Origin of the sequence: Paenibacillus motobuensis (genome assembly GCF_039521865.1) — a bacterium.
GTDB classification, from domain to species: Bacteria; Bacillota; Bacilli; order Paenibacillales; family Paenibacillaceae; genus Fontibacillus; species Fontibacillus motobuensis.
Genome location: NZ_BAAACX010000015.1, coordinates 209,906 through 227,252, shown reverse-complemented (window position 1 = coordinate 227,252; position 17,347 = coordinate 209,906). Strand labels below are relative to the sequence as shown.

The 17,347-nt window shown below is 47.7% G+C and carries 15 protein-coding genes; 12 read left to right on the top strand and 3 right to left on the bottom strand.

What is annotated here, in order from left to right; all coding sequences use genetic code 11:
• Nucleotides 1-55 precede the first annotated feature (55 nt).
• From ABD014_RS17000 to ABD014_RS16970, 7 genes are all read left to right on the top strand, one after another.
• On the top strand, nt 56-634 hold the full coding sequence (locus ABD014_RS17000) for a TetR/AcrR family transcriptional regulator (RefSeq protein ID WP_343863033.1): 579 nt from the start codon (nt 56-58) through the stop codon (nt 632-634).
• 14 nt (nt 635-648) lie between these two features.
• Nucleotides 649-1,290, top strand: coding sequence for a serine hydrolase (locus tag ABD014_RS16995; RefSeq protein WP_343863032.1), 642 nt, complete (start codon nt 649-651; stop codon nt 1,288-1,290).
• Nucleotides 1,185-1,778, top strand: coding sequence for a serine hydrolase domain-containing protein (locus tag ABD014_RS16990; RefSeq protein ID WP_343863226.1), 594 nt, complete (start codon nt 1,185-1,187; stop codon nt 1,776-1,778). Before ABD014_RS16995 ends, ABD014_RS16990 begins: the two co-directional genes overlap by 106 nt.
• An 85-nt stretch (nt 1,779-1,863) precedes the next feature.
• Nucleotides 1,864-2,553, top strand: coding sequence for a response regulator transcription factor (locus ABD014_RS16985; protein ID WP_343863031.1), 690 nt, complete (start codon nt 1,864-1,866; stop codon nt 2,551-2,553).
• Complete coding sequence (locus tag ABD014_RS16980; protein ID WP_343863030.1) at nt 2,554-3,558, top strand: sensor histidine kinase; 1,005 nt, start codon at nt 2,554-2,556, stop codon at nt 3,556-3,558. It begins immediately after the preceding gene.
• A gap of 100 nt (nt 3,559-3,658) precedes the next feature.
• Nucleotides 3,659-4,429 (top strand): ABC transporter ATP-binding protein, encoded by a 771-nt coding sequence (locus tag ABD014_RS16975; protein WP_343863029.1) that lies wholly within the window; start codon nt 3,659-3,661, stop codon nt 4,427-4,429.
• Nucleotides 4,419-6,368, top strand: coding sequence for an ABC transporter permease (locus tag ABD014_RS16970; RefSeq protein WP_343863224.1), 1,950 nt, complete (start codon nt 4,419-4,421; stop codon nt 6,366-6,368). Before ABD014_RS16975 ends, ABD014_RS16970 begins: the two co-directional genes overlap by 11 nt.
• A 45-nt stretch (nt 6,369-6,413) precedes the next feature.
• Here the strand turns inward: ABD014_RS16970 and ABD014_RS16965 are convergent, their stop codons facing one another.
• Nucleotides 6,414-7,475, bottom strand: coding sequence for an LLM class flavin-dependent oxidoreductase (locus ABD014_RS16965; protein WP_343863028.1), 1,062 nt, complete (start codon nt 7,473-7,475; stop codon nt 6,414-6,416).
• A gap of 240 nt (nt 7,476-7,715) precedes the next feature.
• On the opposite strand from ABD014_RS16965, the gene ABD014_RS16960 reads away from it, so the two are divergent.
• On the top strand, nt 7,716-8,717 hold the full coding sequence (locus ABD014_RS16960) for an SEL1-like repeat protein (RefSeq protein ID WP_343863027.1): 1,002 nt from the start codon (nt 7,716-7,718) through the stop codon (nt 8,715-8,717).
• A gap of 106 nt (nt 8,718-8,823) precedes the next feature.
• Here the strand turns inward: ABD014_RS16960 and ABD014_RS16955 are convergent, their stop codons facing one another.
• Nucleotides 8,824-9,411 carry an NAD(P)H-dependent oxidoreductase gene (locus ABD014_RS16955; RefSeq protein WP_343863026.1) on the bottom strand — a complete coding sequence of 196 codons (588 nt, stop codon included), beginning with the start codon at nt 9,409-9,411 and terminating at the stop codon, nt 8,824-8,826.
• 108 nt (nt 9,412-9,519) lie between these two features.
• Between ABD014_RS16955 and ABD014_RS16950 the strand changes: the two genes are divergently transcribed.
• Nucleotides 9,520-9,972 carry a MarR family winged helix-turn-helix transcriptional regulator gene (locus ABD014_RS16950; RefSeq protein ID WP_343863221.1) on the top strand — a complete coding sequence of 151 codons (453 nt, stop codon included), beginning with the start codon at nt 9,520-9,522 and terminating at the stop codon, nt 9,970-9,972.
• 89 nt (nt 9,973-10,061) lie between these two features.
• On the opposite strand, the gene ABD014_RS16945 is transcribed toward ABD014_RS16950, so the two are convergent.
• Nucleotides 10,062-12,662, bottom strand: coding sequence for a zinc ribbon domain-containing protein (locus tag ABD014_RS16945; RefSeq protein ID WP_343863025.1), 2,601 nt, complete (start codon nt 12,660-12,662; stop codon nt 10,062-10,064).
• A gap of 582 nt (nt 12,663-13,244) precedes the next feature.
• Between ABD014_RS16945 and ABD014_RS16940 the strand changes: the two genes are divergently transcribed.
• The 3 genes from ABD014_RS16940 (at nt 13,245) to ABD014_RS16930 (ending at nt 17,270) form a co-directional block, all read left to right on the top strand.
• Nucleotides 13,245-14,306, top strand: coding sequence for an endonuclease/exonuclease/phosphatase family protein (locus ABD014_RS16940; RefSeq protein WP_343863024.1), 1,062 nt, complete (start codon nt 13,245-13,247; stop codon nt 14,304-14,306).
• 424 nt (nt 14,307-14,730) lie between these two features.
• Nucleotides 14,731-16,494 carry a cache domain-containing sensor histidine kinase gene (locus ABD014_RS16935; protein WP_343863023.1) on the top strand — a complete coding sequence of 588 codons (1,764 nt, stop codon included), beginning with the start codon at nt 14,731-14,733 and terminating at the stop codon, nt 16,492-16,494.
• Nucleotides 16,491-17,270: a response regulator gene (locus ABD014_RS16930; RefSeq protein WP_343863022.1), complete on the top strand. Its 780-nt coding sequence runs from the start codon at nt 16,491-16,493 to the stop codon at nt 17,268-17,270. Before ABD014_RS16935 ends, ABD014_RS16930 begins: the two co-directional genes overlap by 4 nt.
• Nucleotides 17,271-17,347 lie beyond the last annotated feature (77 nt).

Here is a 17,347-nt window from a genome sequence, read left to right as displayed (position 1 = left end):
ATATATTATTGAAAAATAATTCAATGAATATATTTTCAACGAAAGGTGACCCATCATGAATAAACGTACCCAACATAAAGAACAGCGCAGGACAGATATTCTCCACGCCGGATTAAACTTATTTATCCGCAAGGGTTATGGCTCAACCAAGATAGCCGATATCGCTAAGGAAGCGAATATGAGTATGGGGCTGCTATTCCATTACTTCGCTTCCAAAGAGAAACTGTATGAGGAACTGATTCGTCTTGGCTGTACGGGCACGGAGTTAGAACTCAATAATACCAATGGAAGTCCAATACAAACATTGAAAACCGCTGCGGACCAAATACTAAAGAATCTTAAAGATAACCCCACCTATGCGAAGATGTTCGTTCTCATGGAACATGCCCAGAACAATGACATCATACCGGAAGCAGCCAAAGCCATGCTGTCCCAAGTTAACATCATCCAAAACAGCATCCCTCTTATTTCTGAAGGACAGAAACAAGGCGAAATTCGTGAAGGAAACCCCTGGGCATTATCGGTTGCCTTCTGGTGTTCTCTCCAGGGAATCGCCGAGGAAATAGCCCTCCATCCCGAAACCCCATGCCCTGAGGCGGATTGGCTGATCGATATTCTCAAAAATCAAAGTTGAGCGAGGTATTGTTCATGGGAAAGAAAAAAACAAAAAAAGTGATTCTATCTGCATTAATCCTATGCGTATGCATTGCCCTTGGCGGATTATTGGTTAAGCAGACAATCTGGAGAGAGAAAAGCACAGGTCAAAGACTGGACATTATATTCAATAATACACTGGACCATAAAAAGGTATTTGATATGACGGTCAATGTAGAATCTGGCAATGGGAGCTTCTCCTATCTCCGGTCAGCTGGCCAGATGAAAGATGACAGTCCTTTTGCTATCGCCAGCATTACGAAGATGTTTACCGCTGCGGTCATTTTCAATCTAGTGGATTCTGGCCAGCTCTCCTTAAATGAGACGTTGGATCAATTATTTGAATTCGATTTAATCACCGGACTGCATGTTTATAAAGGGAGTGATCGGACCGGTAGCATTACGATACAGCAATTAATATCTCAAACCTCCGGGCTTCCCGACTATTTCACAGAAAAGGGCCCTGACGGTACCTCATTTGAGGCAGAAATACTCAAGAAAGATACCACTATTGATTTTGAGCAAATTTTATCCCGAAGCAAGCGCTCGAACCTCATTTTATCAACGGGGATGAGGGCAAGGCCTTTTACTCCGATCTTAACTTTGATTTATTGGGAAAAGTTGCGGAACAGGTGACCGGCGAGCCATTGGAGGACCTGTACAATAAATACATCTTCAAACCGCTTAATCTGGAGTCCACCTATTTAAGCAAGAACGATAGCCGCTTTATTCCGATCCATATTGGCAAAGAGCTGGTGCATCGGCCAATGACCATTTCGAGCCAAGGGGCCTCCGGCGCCATAATCTCCAATTCAACAGATTTAATGAAGTTTCTGAAGGCATTCTTTCATGGCGAGCTATTCTCACCTACCCATATTACCAACGTGACCTGGAACAAAATCCAGTACTTCCCGCTGCAATACGGTATGGGAATGATGCGCGTCAAAATGTCCCGGCTTATGTCGCCATTCTTCCCGGCACCAGAAATACTCGGTCATTCTGGCTCTTCAGGAAGCTTCGCATTCTATTGTCCATCCAGGGACCTCTACATTGTCGGGACAATGAACCAGACTGAGAAAAATCCTTTCCAGCTTATCTATCAAATGTTGGATTGTGTTGATTGAATTCTGTCTCCCTACTTCGCTTCTACTATTCTGCTATAATAATCGACAAATACAGATCGCATAAAAACTCTTGGTGGTGACCAATTTGTTCAAGATTATGCTAATAGAAGACGATGCAAGTCTCTTCCGTGAAATCAGAGACCGATTATCACAATGGTCCTATGACGTCCATGGAATCAGCAATTTCAGCAATGTGATGCAGGAATTCACGGCTGTAAAGCCTGACCTCGTCATTATCGATATCCAACTGCCCAAATTCGACGGCTTTCATTGGTGCCGGATGATCCGGGCGCATTCGAGTGTGCCGATTATCTTCTTGTCCTCACGCGATCATCCGACCGATATGGTGATGTCCATGCAGCTTGGTGCCGACGACTTCGTGCAGAAGCCGTTCCACTTCGACGTCCTTATCGCAAAAATTCAGGCGACTCTGCGCCGCGCATACGACTATAACACAGAAGCAGTCTCCCTAAGAACCTGGTGCGGAGCCACTGTCGATTATGAGAAGAATACCGTAACCAATGAGCGAGGATGTATCGAACTAACCAAGAACGAGATCTTCATTCTCAAGCAGCTGTTGGAACAGAAGAACAGGATTATCACCCGGGAAGAGTTGATCCAAAATCTATGGAATGATGAGCGCTTCATTAGTGATAACACCCTTACGGTGAATGTGAATCGCCTGCGCAAGAAGCTGGAGACGATTGATTTAGGCCGGATGATCGAGACCAAGGTCGGACAAGGATATATCGCGATTGAAGAAGGGACTCCGTAAATGATCAGAAAATTCCTAATAGAGCGTCGCAGTTGGATTATACTGTTCCTCTGTCTACAGCTCCTAAGCCTATCAATGGCTTATTTGGATCAGGATATTCCTATTGGCCCCCTGCTCTATGTCACCTTCATATCAACGATCATCTTCGTCATTTTCCTGGCGATTCGCTATTCAAGAGAGACTCGCTTCTACAGGAGCTTAGAAGAGTGGGATCCTCATCTCGATCTAACTGAATTACCGCCAGGCAGCAGCCCATTCGAGCAGATCGTACAGACCCATCTCTATGACCAGACGGAGCGGCTTAGGCAGGAGGGTACTCTGAATCGCAGTATACTGGAGGCGGAGAAGGATGAACTGCTAGCCTGGATTCACGATGTGAAGACGCCTTTGACCGCCATGCAGCTCATGATTGAGCGTCTGGATGATCAAACTGCCCGAGAGCAACTAACTTATGAGTGGCTGCGCATCCACCTCCTGCTTGACCGTCAGCTGCATCAGAAGCGTATTCCTTTTATGGAGAATGACCTGTTCATTGAACAAGTAGAGCTAAAGTCTCTGCTGTCCCAGGAAATTCGCACGCTCCGACCATGGTGTATGCGTCGCGGGATTGGCTTCGATGTAGATCTTGAGATAAGAGAGGTGTTGTGCGATGCCAAATGGCTCGCCTTCATCGTCAGACAACTCCTCACCAATGCCGTAAAATATAGTGAGAGCGCAGATATCGTCATTACAAGTTACCTTCATTCAGAGCGCCCGGTTCTCGAGATCAGGGATAACGGACGGGGCATCGATCCCAAGGATCTGCCACGCATATTCGACAAAGGATTCACTTCAACCTTAGTGCATAATGATCCAAAGGCGACCGGCATGGGCCTTTACCTTGCTAGAAGAGCGGCTCAGCCGCTGCATATTCGGATCAAAGCCAGCTCACAACCTGCCGAAGGCACTAGTATGAAGTTGATCTTCCCGACCAAGAACGAGTTCGTACAGATTAGGGGGATGTGACAACAATGTCACATGCCTCTATCTTTTGTTCGGTGAATCGAAGGATCGATGCGGACACCTCGCCTTATAATGGAGCTACCAAGTGAAGGAGTGTGGGGTAATGAATATCCTTGAAGCAACTAAAATTCATAAAAGCTACGGAAATAAATTTAATAGACAAGAAGTGTTAAAAGGCATAGATATGGCGATTGGGCAAGGAGAATTCGTTAGCATAATGGGCGCCTCCGGTTCGGGGAAGACGACCCTGCTGAATGTACTGTCCTCGATCGATAAGGTCAGCCAGGGCAGCGTCATCATCAATGGTCAGGAGATGACCACGCTTCGAGAGAAGCAATTGGCGGAATTCCGCAAGCAGCATCTTGGCTTTATTTTTCAGGATTACAATCTGCTTGATACGTTGACTGTGAAGGAGAACATCCTGCTCCCACTCTCGATCACAGGGGTTTCCAAAAAATCAGCGAACGAAAAGTTCCAGGCACTAGCGAATGAGCTGGGGATTCAAGATATCAAGGATAAGTACCCCAATGAAATCTCAGGAGGACAGAAGCAGCGAACGTCGGCCGCTCGGGCGTTCATTCATGAACCAAGTGTTATTTTTGCAGATGAGCCAACCGGAGCCCTCGATTCCAAATCAGCCTCCGATCTATTGAACAAGCTGAGTCAGTTGAATCAGCAGCGCCAAGCCACCATTCTGATGGTCACCCATGATCCAGTCGCAGCCAGCTATTGCAGCAGAGTGATCTTCATCAAGGATGGGCGGATCTACACCCAGCTTCATCGAGGGAATGAGTCGAGACAGGCCTTCTTCAAGGACATTATGAAGACCCAAGGGGTTCTGGGAGGGGTACAGGATGAACAAACTGAGTATTAATTACATCATTGCCCGCAACTTCCGGAAAAACATCAAAAACTATTATTTATATGTCTTTGCTCTCGTCTTCAGCGTGGCGCTCTATTTCGCCTTCGTCACATTACAGTTCGATCCGGCACTCGAGGAGATCAAGGGCAGCATTAAGGGAGAAGCAGCCATTAAGGCAGGCTCAGTACTGCTGATTGCCATCGTGACCATCTTCCTGCTCTATGCCAATAAGTTGTTCATCAAGAGGCGCAGTAAGGAAATCGGGCTGTACCAATTGACCGGCCTGACCAAGCAGAGGATCTTCCGTATTCTATCGGCCGAAAATTCCATCCTCTATTGCGGTTCCCTGGCGATCGGCATATTTGTCGGGTTCTCCTTCTCTAGGCTCGTTGCACTGGTCCTGTTCAAAATTACGAATGTGAAGACCTCTACAACACTGCAGTTCTCTGCGAATGCGCTTATTCAGACAGTAATTGTGTTTCTAATCATTTTCTTACTTATACTGCTGATGAATTATATATATATCCAACGGCAGAGCATCCTATCTCTGTTCAGAGTACAATCCTCCACGGAGGAGACGGTTAAGCGCGTTACACTAAATGAGATGGTTGTCGGTCTGTTCGGGATCGCTTTGATTCTAACTGGGTACTACATCTCCACCAGTTTGTTCTCCGGTCACTTCAACAATGTCAATCAGCTTGTTCTGGCTATGATTACGATTCTGGGTTCGGTTATCCTCGGTACCTACTTGTTCTACCGTGGGTCTGTCCGCTTCATCTTCTATTTGATTCGCAGACAGAAAGGCGGATATCTGAACATTCGCGAGGTGCTGTCCCTCTCTTCGATCATGTTCCGCATGAAGTCGAATGCTATCCTGCTTACCGTCATTACAACGGTGTCGGCTCTGGCAATCGGTTTGTTGTCCCTCTCCTACATCTCTTACTATTCTGCAGAGAGGATGGCGAAGAGTGATTCTCCAGCCGATTTCTCCATCATTAACGTACAAGATGCGGAGCAGTTCAAGCAAAGCTTGTCCAGTAAAGGGATTGATTATAAAGAGACGCGCATCGATGTCATCCACAGCATCATAGATCTGAGCCAGATTATTGACGTCTCTAAGGACAACATGATGATGAATGTGCAGAAGATGGAGATTGCCATAGTTAACGCGAAGGAAGTGAAGGACGTCCAGCTGGCCAATGATGAGATTATACTGGCCGGATTTAACGATTTTCTCAAATCGATGCTCTCCTATAAAGGAGCCGGACCTGTTAAGTTCCACGGGTTGCATCAGGCTATGTCCCGGGAGTTGGTTGGCCTGAAGCAGGACACAGTCGTCTCCTGGCAGTTCTCGCGAGGAAGGGGACCGGTTGCGATCGTCTCGGATTCCACCTTCACACAGTTGAAGCAAGATCTTGATCCAGAGCTTCAGACCAAGTATCCAACCTACATCGGCATCGATATTGTAGACCGTGATCAACTGGAGGCAGCGAACGCTATATTCCAAACCTTGCCGGAAGGGGATAACCCATACCACAACGAATCCCAGCTTGATTCCGCCAATGGACAGAAGCAGATGATGGGGCTGATTATGTTCATCGTTGGTTTCCTAGGTCTGACCTTCCTCGTCACCTCCGGCTGCATTCTATACTTCAAGCAGATGGATGAGGGCGAAGAAGAGAAGCCGAGCTTCACAATTCTGCGCAAGCTCGGCTTCACCCAAGGAGATCTATTAAGCGGAGTGCAGATCAAGCAGCTGTTCAACTTTGGCATTCCCCTCATCATCGGCCTGTCACACAGCTACTTCGCCGTCAAATCCGGCTGGTTCTTCTTCGGAACCGAGCTATGGACGCCGATGTTCCTGGTCATGCTGCTGTACACCGCGCTCTACTCCATCTTCGGTATTCTATCGGTCATCTATTATAAGAAAGTGATTCGTACGGCCCTGTAAATACAGGGCTTTTTTCTATCCAGTGCTAAGCAGGACCTGGGCTTCTTACTCCGCTGGCTCACCAGCGGCTTCCCAACGCGAAATTTCATCTCGCACCCGCGGCGCTACTTCCGTACCCAACAGCTCAATTGCGTGCATCACGTCAGTATGTGGCATTGTGCCGAGAGGGCAGTGCAGCATGAATCTTGTGATGCCCACTTTCTTGCGAAGATGAATGATCTTGCTGGCCACCGTATCGGGATCACCAACATAAAGTGCACCTTCCGGACTGCGAGCCGCATCATAGCTAGCCCGAGTATAATGTCCCCAGCCGCGTTCCCTGCCGATGACATTCATGCTTGCCTGAGTAGGCAGGAAGAACTTCTCCACTGCATCATCCAGATTGTCGGCGATAAAGCCATGTGAATGCGAAGCGACCGGCAGCTTCGACACATCATAGCCAGCCTGGGCTGCCGCTCTCTTGTACAGCTCCACTAACGGTGCGAACTGTACAGGTCGTCCACCGATGATCGCCAGTACCAGTGGCAGACCCAGGAGTCCGGCACGAACGACGGAATCCGGATTGCCGCCGCTGCCGATCCAGACCGGAAGCGGATGCTGCACCGGGCGCGGATACACGCCCAGATTATGTATCGCTGGGCGGTGCTTGCCTTCCCAGGTAATAAATTCGGATTCGCGAAGCTTTAGCAGCAGCTCCAGCTTCTCATCGAACAACTCGTCATAGTCGTCCAGATCATATCCAAAGAGCGGAAAAGATTCGATAAAAGAGCCCCGCCCAGCCATGATCTCAGCACGTCCGTTAGAGATACCGTCCAGGGTCGCAAAATCCTGGAATACGCGTACCGGATCATCTGAGGATAATACGGTGACGGCGCTGGTCAGCCTGATCCGTTTCGTCTGCGATGCAGCCGCCGCCAATACAAGCGTAGGCGAAGAGGCTGCGTAGTCCTTGCGGTGATGCTCTCCTACTCCATATACATCCAGCCCTACCTGATCGGCGAGGACGATTTCCTCCACAACCTCGCGCAGTCTCTGCGCATGGCTCATTACTTCACCAGTATGCACATCTGGTGATGTCTCAGCAAACGTACTTATTCCTATTTCCATCCTCAATCCCTCCGATTCTTAAGTCTATCTATTGCCAGCAGTTATAGTTTGTTCACCACATTCGCTTCCAAGTCGCGGAACTTATGCAACATTGTCTATATTGTGACGCTTTGGCTGAACTTTTACAAGCAATTAGGAGAAAAGCATTAAGCCCTCTCGAACTTCATTTCTCACCTAAGAACAGTGTACAATGGAGTGTGTACTTACTTTCAGTCATTAGAGAAAGGAAACATGGCAGCGATGGAATTACATTCGAAGGAAAAATTGGACATGGACAGACTGCTCCGGCAAGCCAAGCGTGGCGAGGCCGAAGCTCAACTGGCTCTAGGTGAGGTATACCGGAATTTTAAAGATTATTGGCGTGCTATTTATTGGTTAAAGAAGGCCGCGAAGCAAGGGTCGGCTGAGGCCGGACTAGCCATTGCCGATATTTATCGTTCCCAGAACAAGCACAAGAAGGCGGAGAAATGGTACAGTCTTGCGGAACAATTGGGCTTGGACGCTACTAATCTGGAAGATCACGATGATCATGAGTACGACGAAGATTCAAGTTCGTATGACTCGTCCAGCGATGAACCAGAATCATTTGAGGACTGTGAGATTGCGGCGGCCGAAGGTTCTGTGGAAGCGATGTATCGCCTTGGAACTTATTATGAGGATCAGAATAACACCCAGATGGCTGTCCATTGGTACGACCTGGCCGTCGTAGAGGGACATATCCAGGCCGCATTTAATCTGGCCCTGATCTACTCCAAGGCAGGGCAGAAGAAATACGCCCTGGAGCTATTCAAGCTGGCGGCTGAGCAAGGGCATGAGCAAGCCCAGTACCGGCTATCGCTGCTGCTGATTGCGGAAGGACAGAGGGATGAAGCCAAGAAATGGTGCGAGATGGCAGCTAGACAAGGTCTGATCAGTGCACAATTCCAGATGGCCGCTCTGCTGGAAGAAGAACAGTACTTCGATGAAGCGATTGAATGGTATAAGGCTGCCGCTAACAAGGGAGACATTGACTCCCAATACAATCTCGCTAATTTGCTAGCCTATAAGGGTGACCGTGAGGAGGCCATGAGATGGTATCAAGCAGCGGCTGAGCAAGGCGATGCCATGGCACAACATAACTATGCCATCCTGCTGCATCAGAATGGGCAGATTGAAGAAGCGTTAACGATGTACAAGGCGGCGGCCAGACAAGGTCTGGAGGTTAGTCAGCAAGTGCTGCTGAGAAATAAAGAAACTTGGTAGAGATATTCCTCGATTGTGGCTAGACGGCTTTGCGATGTTGGAGACATCGCATAGGCCGTCTTTTTATGAGGTATCAGGCCTGAGTATGGGTCAATGGGTCAATGGGTCAATGGCTCACTGCCCGAAAATATCGATGTACCCGCTCCAGCTTCTGTTCCTGCCTTCCCTTGGCGCTCTCCATATTTCCAAATTCAAAAAATTTTACGCTACGAATGCCGACATACTGGAGCAAGGCCTTACGCATTAACACCTTATGCGCATTGTTCAACCAGAACAGCGGATAGAGCGCAGGTCCCATCATCGACGAGATACAGACGGCTGATTTCCCCTTCAGCAGCCCTTCTGGAAGCAGACCACCCTTGTCCTGATAAGCAAATCCAGAGGCGAACAGCCTATCGATATATCCTAGCAGCATCGCTGGGGGGCGTCCCCACCAAATCGGATAAATGAATATAATTTTATCTGCCCAGATTAATTGTTGCCGGTATACCTCAAGGCTCGGTTCCTTATGCATATCTCTCCGGCGCTTCTGCTCATTGAAGACAAGCACAGGATCGAAGCCTTCCTCATATAAATCAAGCACTTTAATTTCATCTATCTCTTTGTTCTCTTGACAGCCCTCGATCGTTCTCTGTAGAAATGCATAGCTTAGACTTTGATGGTTTGGATGTGTATAAATGATCAACGCGTTCATCCTCCCCCTCCTTTACTTATCATTTGATAACAATATCATATCCATTCAATTAATAGTTGTCAAATGATAATTGTTATTTGATAATTAGTTTGTTATCTTGTGAAGGAGGTGATTCCGTTGGACAAAGCTCCACTGTTCCAAAAATTTGTAAGGTTTACGACGTCTGTACATCAACTGACTCATGAGATCACAATGGGTGTCAGAGAAGATACAATCACTCCCCTGCAATATAGCATTTTGGAATACGTTGCCGTGACTGGACTTGTTACTCCAAGTCAAATCAGCGATTGCCTGTATATCTCTCTACCGAATACGAGCCGCGAGATCAAGAAGCTGGTTCAGAAGGGACTATGTGAGAAATATACGGCTCCCGAGGATCGGCGCATGCAGTACATCCGCCTTACCGACCAAGGAGAGGTGATGATGAATAAGGCATTTGCCACCATTGAGGCTCGCTTCTGGGAACGGACCGGTCATATGTCCACAGAGGAGCTGACCGAGATCGAGCAGGCTATTGAATTGCTGGAATCAAAGGTATTCCATGATAGACAGCCACTGTAAGCAGTGGGGTGGCAAGACCCCAAGATCATATTCATATACACGTAGAAGAGCCCCTATCAGAATTTGATAGGGGCTTATATATTCATACTTTAGAAGTTATAACCGACTCTCAACGGAAGCATCGCCTCAACGGAATTGTCGATCAGCTTCTTCTGGTCCTTCCCACGATATTCCCACAAGTCGCCAGATTCCTTGCTGTCGTTATAATCCGTAATATAGAAGAGGTGATTGCCTTTATCGTAATTATAGAAGCTCACATCGTCATTGACTTTGACAGCCTCGCCTTGCCCCTGCTTCAAATATAGGGAGCCCATATGACGCTTGCTGTTGAAATCGGCAATATAGAGAACTGTGTTATCCTCCGGATAGATGCTTGTACTGCCTACTTCAACATCGAAAGCAATCTTCGTCTTCTTTCCATCTGAGTAAGAGTCCAGTTCGCCCTTGCCATCTTTCACATCTTTGTAATACCAGATAACGTCACTCAGAATCATGTAATAGTTGACATTCTCGTCAATCACCTTACGATTGCTAAGCTTGCCATCCAGCACATCGTATGCGACCAGAGTACCGGAAGTACTGCTTGCTGCCCCTTCCATATAGTACAGCTTCTTGCCATTCCCACTGAGTTGGAAGCTATAATAGTCATCGGCTTCCCCGGCAATTTCTTGCTCCTGGCCGTCATTCAGAATGATATAGCGGCCCTTGCCCGTCATATCAGATGAATCGCCCTCGAAGTGGTCTCTAACGTCATAAAGGCTCTTAATCTCCGACATCTTAATCTTGCCGACTGGTCCCTTCTCCGTATCCGTCTTGGAATAGATCACTGATTTATTAGCAACATCTGCGAAGTTCACCCAAGCGATATTATTGGACAACTCTTTCTCCTTCCCCGCCGAATAGAGGAACAATTGCCTGCTTGTTGTGTTGATCTCCTCTTCCTTCAAGCTGCTGCGGAGACTGTCGCGGTCAAGCTTACCCATATACAAGTCATAAGCTTCATAATATTTATCATAATCAACTTCAGTGGATGTGTACTCGTATCCCCATACCTCATAGGAATCTTCATACTCAAAGTCACTATAGTGAGGCTCAGTGATCTTCAGATCACTCTCAGCCATATCGTCCTCAACCAGATCGACAAGCTTGGTCTTCTTCTCATTCGTGCGCGTGAAATAGAATACGCCGTTCTGGTCGCTGGACTCTATGCTGGTGAAGTCAGAGATCAGCTTCTGCTTGTCCTTGCCCTCCTCTTTCAGATAGAGCGAGTTATAGTTCAGATCGTCGATATCGCCATTATTTTTGACATAGTAAATCTTCTTGAAATCATCGCTGTAATTAACCACATAGCTGATATCGCTATCGATCTTCACCTTGTCGCTCTTCCCATTGAGGGACTTGATATACAAATCATAGTTGTAGGAATCCGAATCCGCAGCCTTCGTATACATCACCGTCGACTCGTCTTTGGAAATAAAATAGAATCCATATACGTCATTGTCGATCAGCTGTTCCTCTTTCAAATCGTTGATATACAAGCTACCGCTGTACTCTTTCTCATCATAGTTCTTGAAATAGAGTACACGATCCCCTGACTCACTAATTTGAAATGGAGCGTAACGATTCGCGCCAATACTTACATTCGAAGCCACCCGTTCGCCCGGCTCGACATCCTCCTTCTTGGACTTGGCCAGCTTGGACGGATCATTATAATACAAATTAGCTGTTCCATCGTCCGTAACCTTGCCCAAATAGAACATACGCGTGCCGCTCTTATTGAACTTGATCCAGCGTCCGATGCCATCGCCCAGCATGGAGAACTCCATACCTCTGGCGTCGCTGTCCCCGTCATAGTATGACACGTTAAGGTAGTCTTCTTTGATGCTGTCATCTATATCCAGCCAATTATTCACCGCTTTGATCGGTTCGCTCTTCTTGCTGGCAGACAGCATCAAATCCTTATCTTTAACATATATCAGTGTTGGATTGGAGCTGGAGGCATTTAAGGAGATCATTGCCCATACTGCACCACCAACGAGCAATAGACCGATTAGAATGGAGCCGATAATGAGCGGAAGCTTCAGCTTCGACTTCTTCTTTCCAGTATTTTCAAGATCATCGGCTATTTCGTTCCAGGCAGGTGTCGGTGTCGCTGCGGCTGTAGTCCCGTTCACACCGTTCACGCTCTGCATGGTCGGAATATTTCCCGCTGGAGGAACGACAGGTGGTACAAAGTTTGGCACAGGGCTTGGTACAGGCGTAGCTGGAGGCACCTCAGTAAACGATGCGGCTTGTGAAGCGTCATTTGCAGTTGATCTAGGCGTCTCTACAGATGCATCTGGTTGAGATTGAATAGGCGCTGCCTGTTCTACTGGTGTATCAACGCTTTCGGGAGCAGAATGCTCTACTGAAGGTGTGGATACTGGGGTCACGTCAGACGGAGCAGGAACCTCCGTCATCGTTGGCTCAGCTGCTGGAGTTGATGCCGCCTCTGTGACTGGCTCTGTGGTCATCGGTGCTACAGGCTGTTCCGGATGTACGGGAACGGTGGATTCTACCTGGGGTTCGATGCCTTTCGGGGCTGCTTCTACAGGAACAGTCTCCGCCTGAGGGAATGATTGGCCGCATTCTCTACAGAATTTAGCGCCCTCCCTCCTAGGCGCACCGCAATTTTCACAAAACTTATCCATACTGTTTATCAATTCCCCTCTTCTTCTTATTGTCCGTTCTCCAACAAATACTTAGCGGATGAAAGAACAAACCAGGAGACGACTATACTGTGGGCCTATCTCATCCGGTTAGAGCATATTGCTCGATCTATCAAAATGTCATGTCATCAAATTGCTAGCTATGGAAATTCGTCTTGCCAGGCGTAAGTAAGCAGCAATTCCCGATTCGCACTGATGAAGCATGCCTCTTTATCAGGCAAATAGGGAGGTTCCTTGAGGGGTATACGGTTGTTGAAATAGTTATGTATTTGACCTTATGTATGTATTTATCTTGATGAGACGAGCTTCCCCCTAGATCAAGACAGATTTGCTAGTAAGAATGACTTGAGTTCCCTGACACTTTATAGATAGGATAGATTGCCCAATCTTTCCAGTCCCCTTTAAGAATATAGTATATATAGTTCAATAATCCTGCGCCATAGTTTTACTTAAAATTTCTTGATTCGACATTTTACGAGATCATATTCTAAGTCTCATCTCGCCTACAATGCTATATAATCATCATAATACACACTGTTCTTCCAAGGAGGGGACATTCACAAAATGATCAGACTGACACTTAAAGGCATCATCTGGATTCTACTTGCTCTCATCGCGATAATTGCCGTCTTCCTCATCTATGTCACTGCATCTGACTACAAACCCGCGGCCGAGATTAAGCTCACGGTAGACCGCGATCCTGAGGCCAGAATCGGGCAGGGCAAGCCTTTCTCCGTCACGACGTTCAATATCGGTTATGCCGGACTTGATCAAGGGCAGGATTTCTTCATGGATGGTGGCAGTATGTCTCGCTCCAGTAGCCGTCAGCAGACTGAGACCAATCTCCAGGCGATCACCCATTTTCTCGAAAATGCGGGCTCCAGCTTCTACCTGGTACAGGAAGTAGATGTCGATTCCTCAAGAAGCAACCATATCAATGAGGTCAAACAGATCAGCGATGCGCTTCAGAGCTACGGCTATACTTTTGCATACAACTACAAAGTACCGTGGGTCCCCGTCCCTATTACTAGACCAATGGGCTCAGTACAGAGCGGCCTGTTGACCTTATCCTCCTTCCACAGCACAAGCCAGACCCGCTTCGATCTGCCCGGCAAGGAGAGCTGGCCGGTTCAATTATTTGAACTGGATCGCGCCTTCGTGGAGAGCAGAATTCCTGTAGATCAAGGCAAGGAGCTGATCCTGATTAACCTACACCTGTCAGCCTTTGATAAAGGCGGCAAGATCCGCAAGCAGCAGCTTGAGTTCCTTGAACAGTATATCCAGCGGGAGATGGAGAATGACAATTATCTGATCATCGGTGGTGATTGGAATCATGCCCTTCCAGGCACGGATCCCGCTATTTTCAAGACACAGCAGGAATGGCCAGAATGGCTGCAGCCCTTCCCGGACAGCTTCGGCCCCAGTGATTTCAAATGGGCCGTTGACCCGAACACCCCTAGCGTACGAACATTGGACTCCGCGTACAATGAGGGGGTCAATTTCCTAGCCGTCATCGATGGCTTCCTCGTATCCCCCAATGTCGAGGTGGTAAGTGTCACTGGACACGATCTAGGCTTCAGCAACAGCGATCATAATCCGGTGACTGGGCAATTTATTCTGAAATAACGATCGAACCCGTGAAGGGGCTGTCTCAAAAGTTGATTTCCCGCCTTGGAGACGGCCTTTTTGCGTGCCCCAAAATGTTGAATACCCAAGTTTGACCTGATCATTTGGACATTATTGACCGCTTTGATAAGTGCGATCACGCTAGCTTTAGGATTCCAGCACCCTAACTTGCTGAAATTCCCATGTAAAGGGAGAATACTGATCGTTTTGTCTAGTGAGGTTCGCGAGCTCAACTGGCTTTGGTGGCTCAAATGTGGGTATATATTTTCGATTTCTGTATCCGTAAAGTTGCCCTTTCTGGACAGGGCTTCTTCCCTTCCCTACGATTACTATGACCTCTTACTATGAAAATGAAAGGGGTTTCTCTTTTTAGAACAGGTCATGTATATTAAATTAGGATACTATCGAAGGGGAGTGTCGCTGTTTGAACAAGCTACATGGATGGAATACACTGCGCAACCAGATCTTCATCGGGTTTATGCTCGTGATGATCATCGTACTGACGGCTATTGGAGTCTTCACCTATAACCAGGTCTCCGTCCTGTTGCGTGCAAGCGCTGAGCGGCATATAAAACAGACTGCCGTTCAGACGACTGGCAAACTGGATGCTTTGTTCCAGCAGATTGATTCCTTGATGATGCAGGTCTCTACCAACAGCTTAGTGCAGAAGAAGCTCGCGCAGGAAATGGACGGGCAGATGCTAAGCTTCTCAGAACGCCAATCGCTCCAGGAAGAAGTGCGTAGCTATGAAGCATATGCCACCGGAATCCGATCTCTGGAGCTGTATACCTCAGATTACCGCAGATTGCTGCCGCTGGATGATGTTCAGCTCAATGATCGTGTTCCTAAGGACTGGGTTGAACTAGCCGATAAACAGAAAGGCCGGCTTGTGTGGATCGGACTGGACCCTCTGGATCCGAATACGGTCATTGCGATCCGCAGCGTTAGATTAATAGATCGTTCCTATATGCATGCCGGGTATTTGATGCTTCGCATCGACCGCAATTATTTCGAACTTACCGGAACCGCCGCGGGGGAATCCGGGGGCGATAGCCGTGAAATGATGCTATTGTTCGATGGTGGAGGCCATGAGATCATCGCTGATTCTCCGCTCAGGCTGAACAAAGATATATTGCTCGATATGGATCATGATTCGGTAACGATCGATGGCGAGACGTTCATTGAAGTCAGACATCAGTCGGAGCTAAGCGGCTGGACACTGGTTATTCTAACCCCGGCCAGATATACGACCGAAGGCATATCGGTCCTACGGACAGCAATTTTCGTGTCTATTGCTGTTGGCGGGCTCCTGTTCCTGATCTGCTCCTTTATTCTATCAACGATGATTACTAGACCGATCCTGAATCTGATCCGCACGATGCGTGGGGCCCGATTTGGTACCTTGCAGCGCAATCCGGATAAGTCATCAACGATGGAACTTATGGAGCTGAATCATACGTATAACCAGATGGTAGACTCGATGAATGAGATGATTCAGGTCGTCTATCAGAAGGAGATCATTCAGAGCCGCACCGAACTGAAGGCACTGCAGGCCCAGATTAACCCGCACTTCCTCTTCAACACCCTGGAGGCTTTCTTCTGGGCGCTGGACGAGAAGGGCGAGGATGAGCTGGCTGACAACGTACTGGCCATGTCGGGATTGTTCCGTTATGTCATCAATCGCTCCGATGATGTCGAATGGGTAACCATCGGGGATGAGGTGGATCATGCGGAGTTGTATTTTAAAATTATGGAAATGAGACTTATCGACCGACTGGAATGGAAAATTGACATCGAGGAAGCCTTCCGCCATATCCCTATTCCGAAGCTGATGATCCAGCCTCTGGTGGAGAATGCCATTATGCACGGCGTTGAGAAGAGCAACGAACCAGGCACGGTGGTCCTGTCGATCCAGGCTTCAGACCGCGAGGGTTACACGAAAGTTACTGTCTCCGATAGCGGTCCAGGGATGGATGAAGATAAACTTAGTGAACTGTACAACACCTTACAGACGGATGAAATGCAGCATTCCGGCAAACAAGGCATTGGCTTGATTAATGTCGAGCGCAGACTTCGTCTATACTATGATTCCAAGGCGTCCGGGTTAACGATAGAAAGCCAGCTTGGACAAGGAACCTCAATTATGTTCGAAATTCCCAATGAATTTCAAGGAGGGCTAAACACATGAAGACCATTCTTATCGTTGATGATGAACCACGAACAAGACAAGGGATCAAAAGGACTCTGGAGTCTTGGTCTCCTGGGCATTACCAGTTTGAGACCTTCGCCAGCGCTCAGGAAGCGATGGACTGGCTGCAGTCGAATGAAGCAGTTCTGCTCATTACAGATATTCGTATGCCTGAAATTAATGGACTTCGGCTGATCGAAGAAATCAACGACAAGCACCCCGCCCTCTTCGTCATCGTCATCTCAGGGTACTCTGAATTCGAATATGCCAGAACGGCTCTGCAATATGGGGTAATCGATTATTTATTGAAGCCCATCGACAAGAATAAATTAACTCACGCCGTTGAAGTAGCACTGGAACGGAACGACCAGAAACAGAGGATCGAGCGCATGGAGAAAATCGTCGATACCCGGCTAATGAGCACCTCGGACGGAAATAATCAATACAGCGAGCCAGTAAGGGAAGCTATCAACTATATCGAGGCCCATCTGGAAGAGCCCATCTCCTTGCGCGAGCTGGCAGAGATGTCGCATATGAACGCCAATTACTTCAGCGTGCTGTTCAAAGAGCATACCGGACTGACCTTCAGCGATTACCTGACCAGACGTAGGGTTCAACGAGCCAAGGAACTAATCGTAGGTACAACCCTGTCCGTGAATGAAATCTCCGAGCGTGTCGGTTATCAGACTGCAAAATACTTCATCAAGGTCTTCAGAAAGCTTGAGGGCATGAGCCCCGGACAGTACAGACAACAAATGAATGAGAGCAACAACTGATAATAGTGGTATTAGTCCTAATCTCAGTTACCTTACATGTCTTTCACTCTAGCGATACAATTTAATTATTAAAGCGT

Coding starts and splice junctions, on each gene's coding strand:
- ABD014_RS17000 (WP_343863033.1), top strand. CDS start 56: ATGAATAAACGTACCCAACATAAAGAACAGCGCAGGACAGATATTCTC.
- ABD014_RS16995 (WP_343863032.1), top strand. CDS start 649: ATGGGAAAGAAAAAAACAAAAAAAGTGATTCTATCTGCATTAATCCTA.
- ABD014_RS16980 (WP_343863030.1), top strand. CDS start 2,554: ATGATCAGAAAATTCCTAATAGAGCGTCGCAGTTGGATTATACTGTTC.
- ABD014_RS16975 (WP_343863029.1), top strand. CDS start 3,659: ATGAATATCCTTGAAGCAACTAAAATTCATAAAAGCTACGGAAATAAA.
- ABD014_RS16965 (WP_343863028.1), bottom strand. CDS start 7,475: ATGGAAATAGGAATAAGTACGTTTGCTGAGACATCACCAGATGTGCAT.
- ABD014_RS16960 (WP_343863027.1), top strand. CDS start 7,716: ATGGAATTACATTCGAAGGAAAAATTGGACATGGACAGACTGCTCCGG.
- ABD014_RS16955 (WP_343863026.1), bottom strand. CDS start 9,411: ATGAACGCGTTGATCATTTATACACATCCAAACCATCAAAGTCTAAGC.
- ABD014_RS16945 (WP_343863025.1), bottom strand. CDS start 12,662: ATGGATAAGTTTTGTGAAAATTGCGGTGCGCCTAGGAGGGAGGGCGCT.
- ABD014_RS16940 (WP_343863024.1), top strand. CDS start 13,245: ATGATCAGACTGACACTTAAAGGCATCATCTGGATTCTACTTGCTCTC.
- ABD014_RS16930 (WP_343863022.1), top strand. CDS start 16,491: ATGAAGACCATTCTTATCGTTGATGATGAACCACGAACAAGACAAGGG.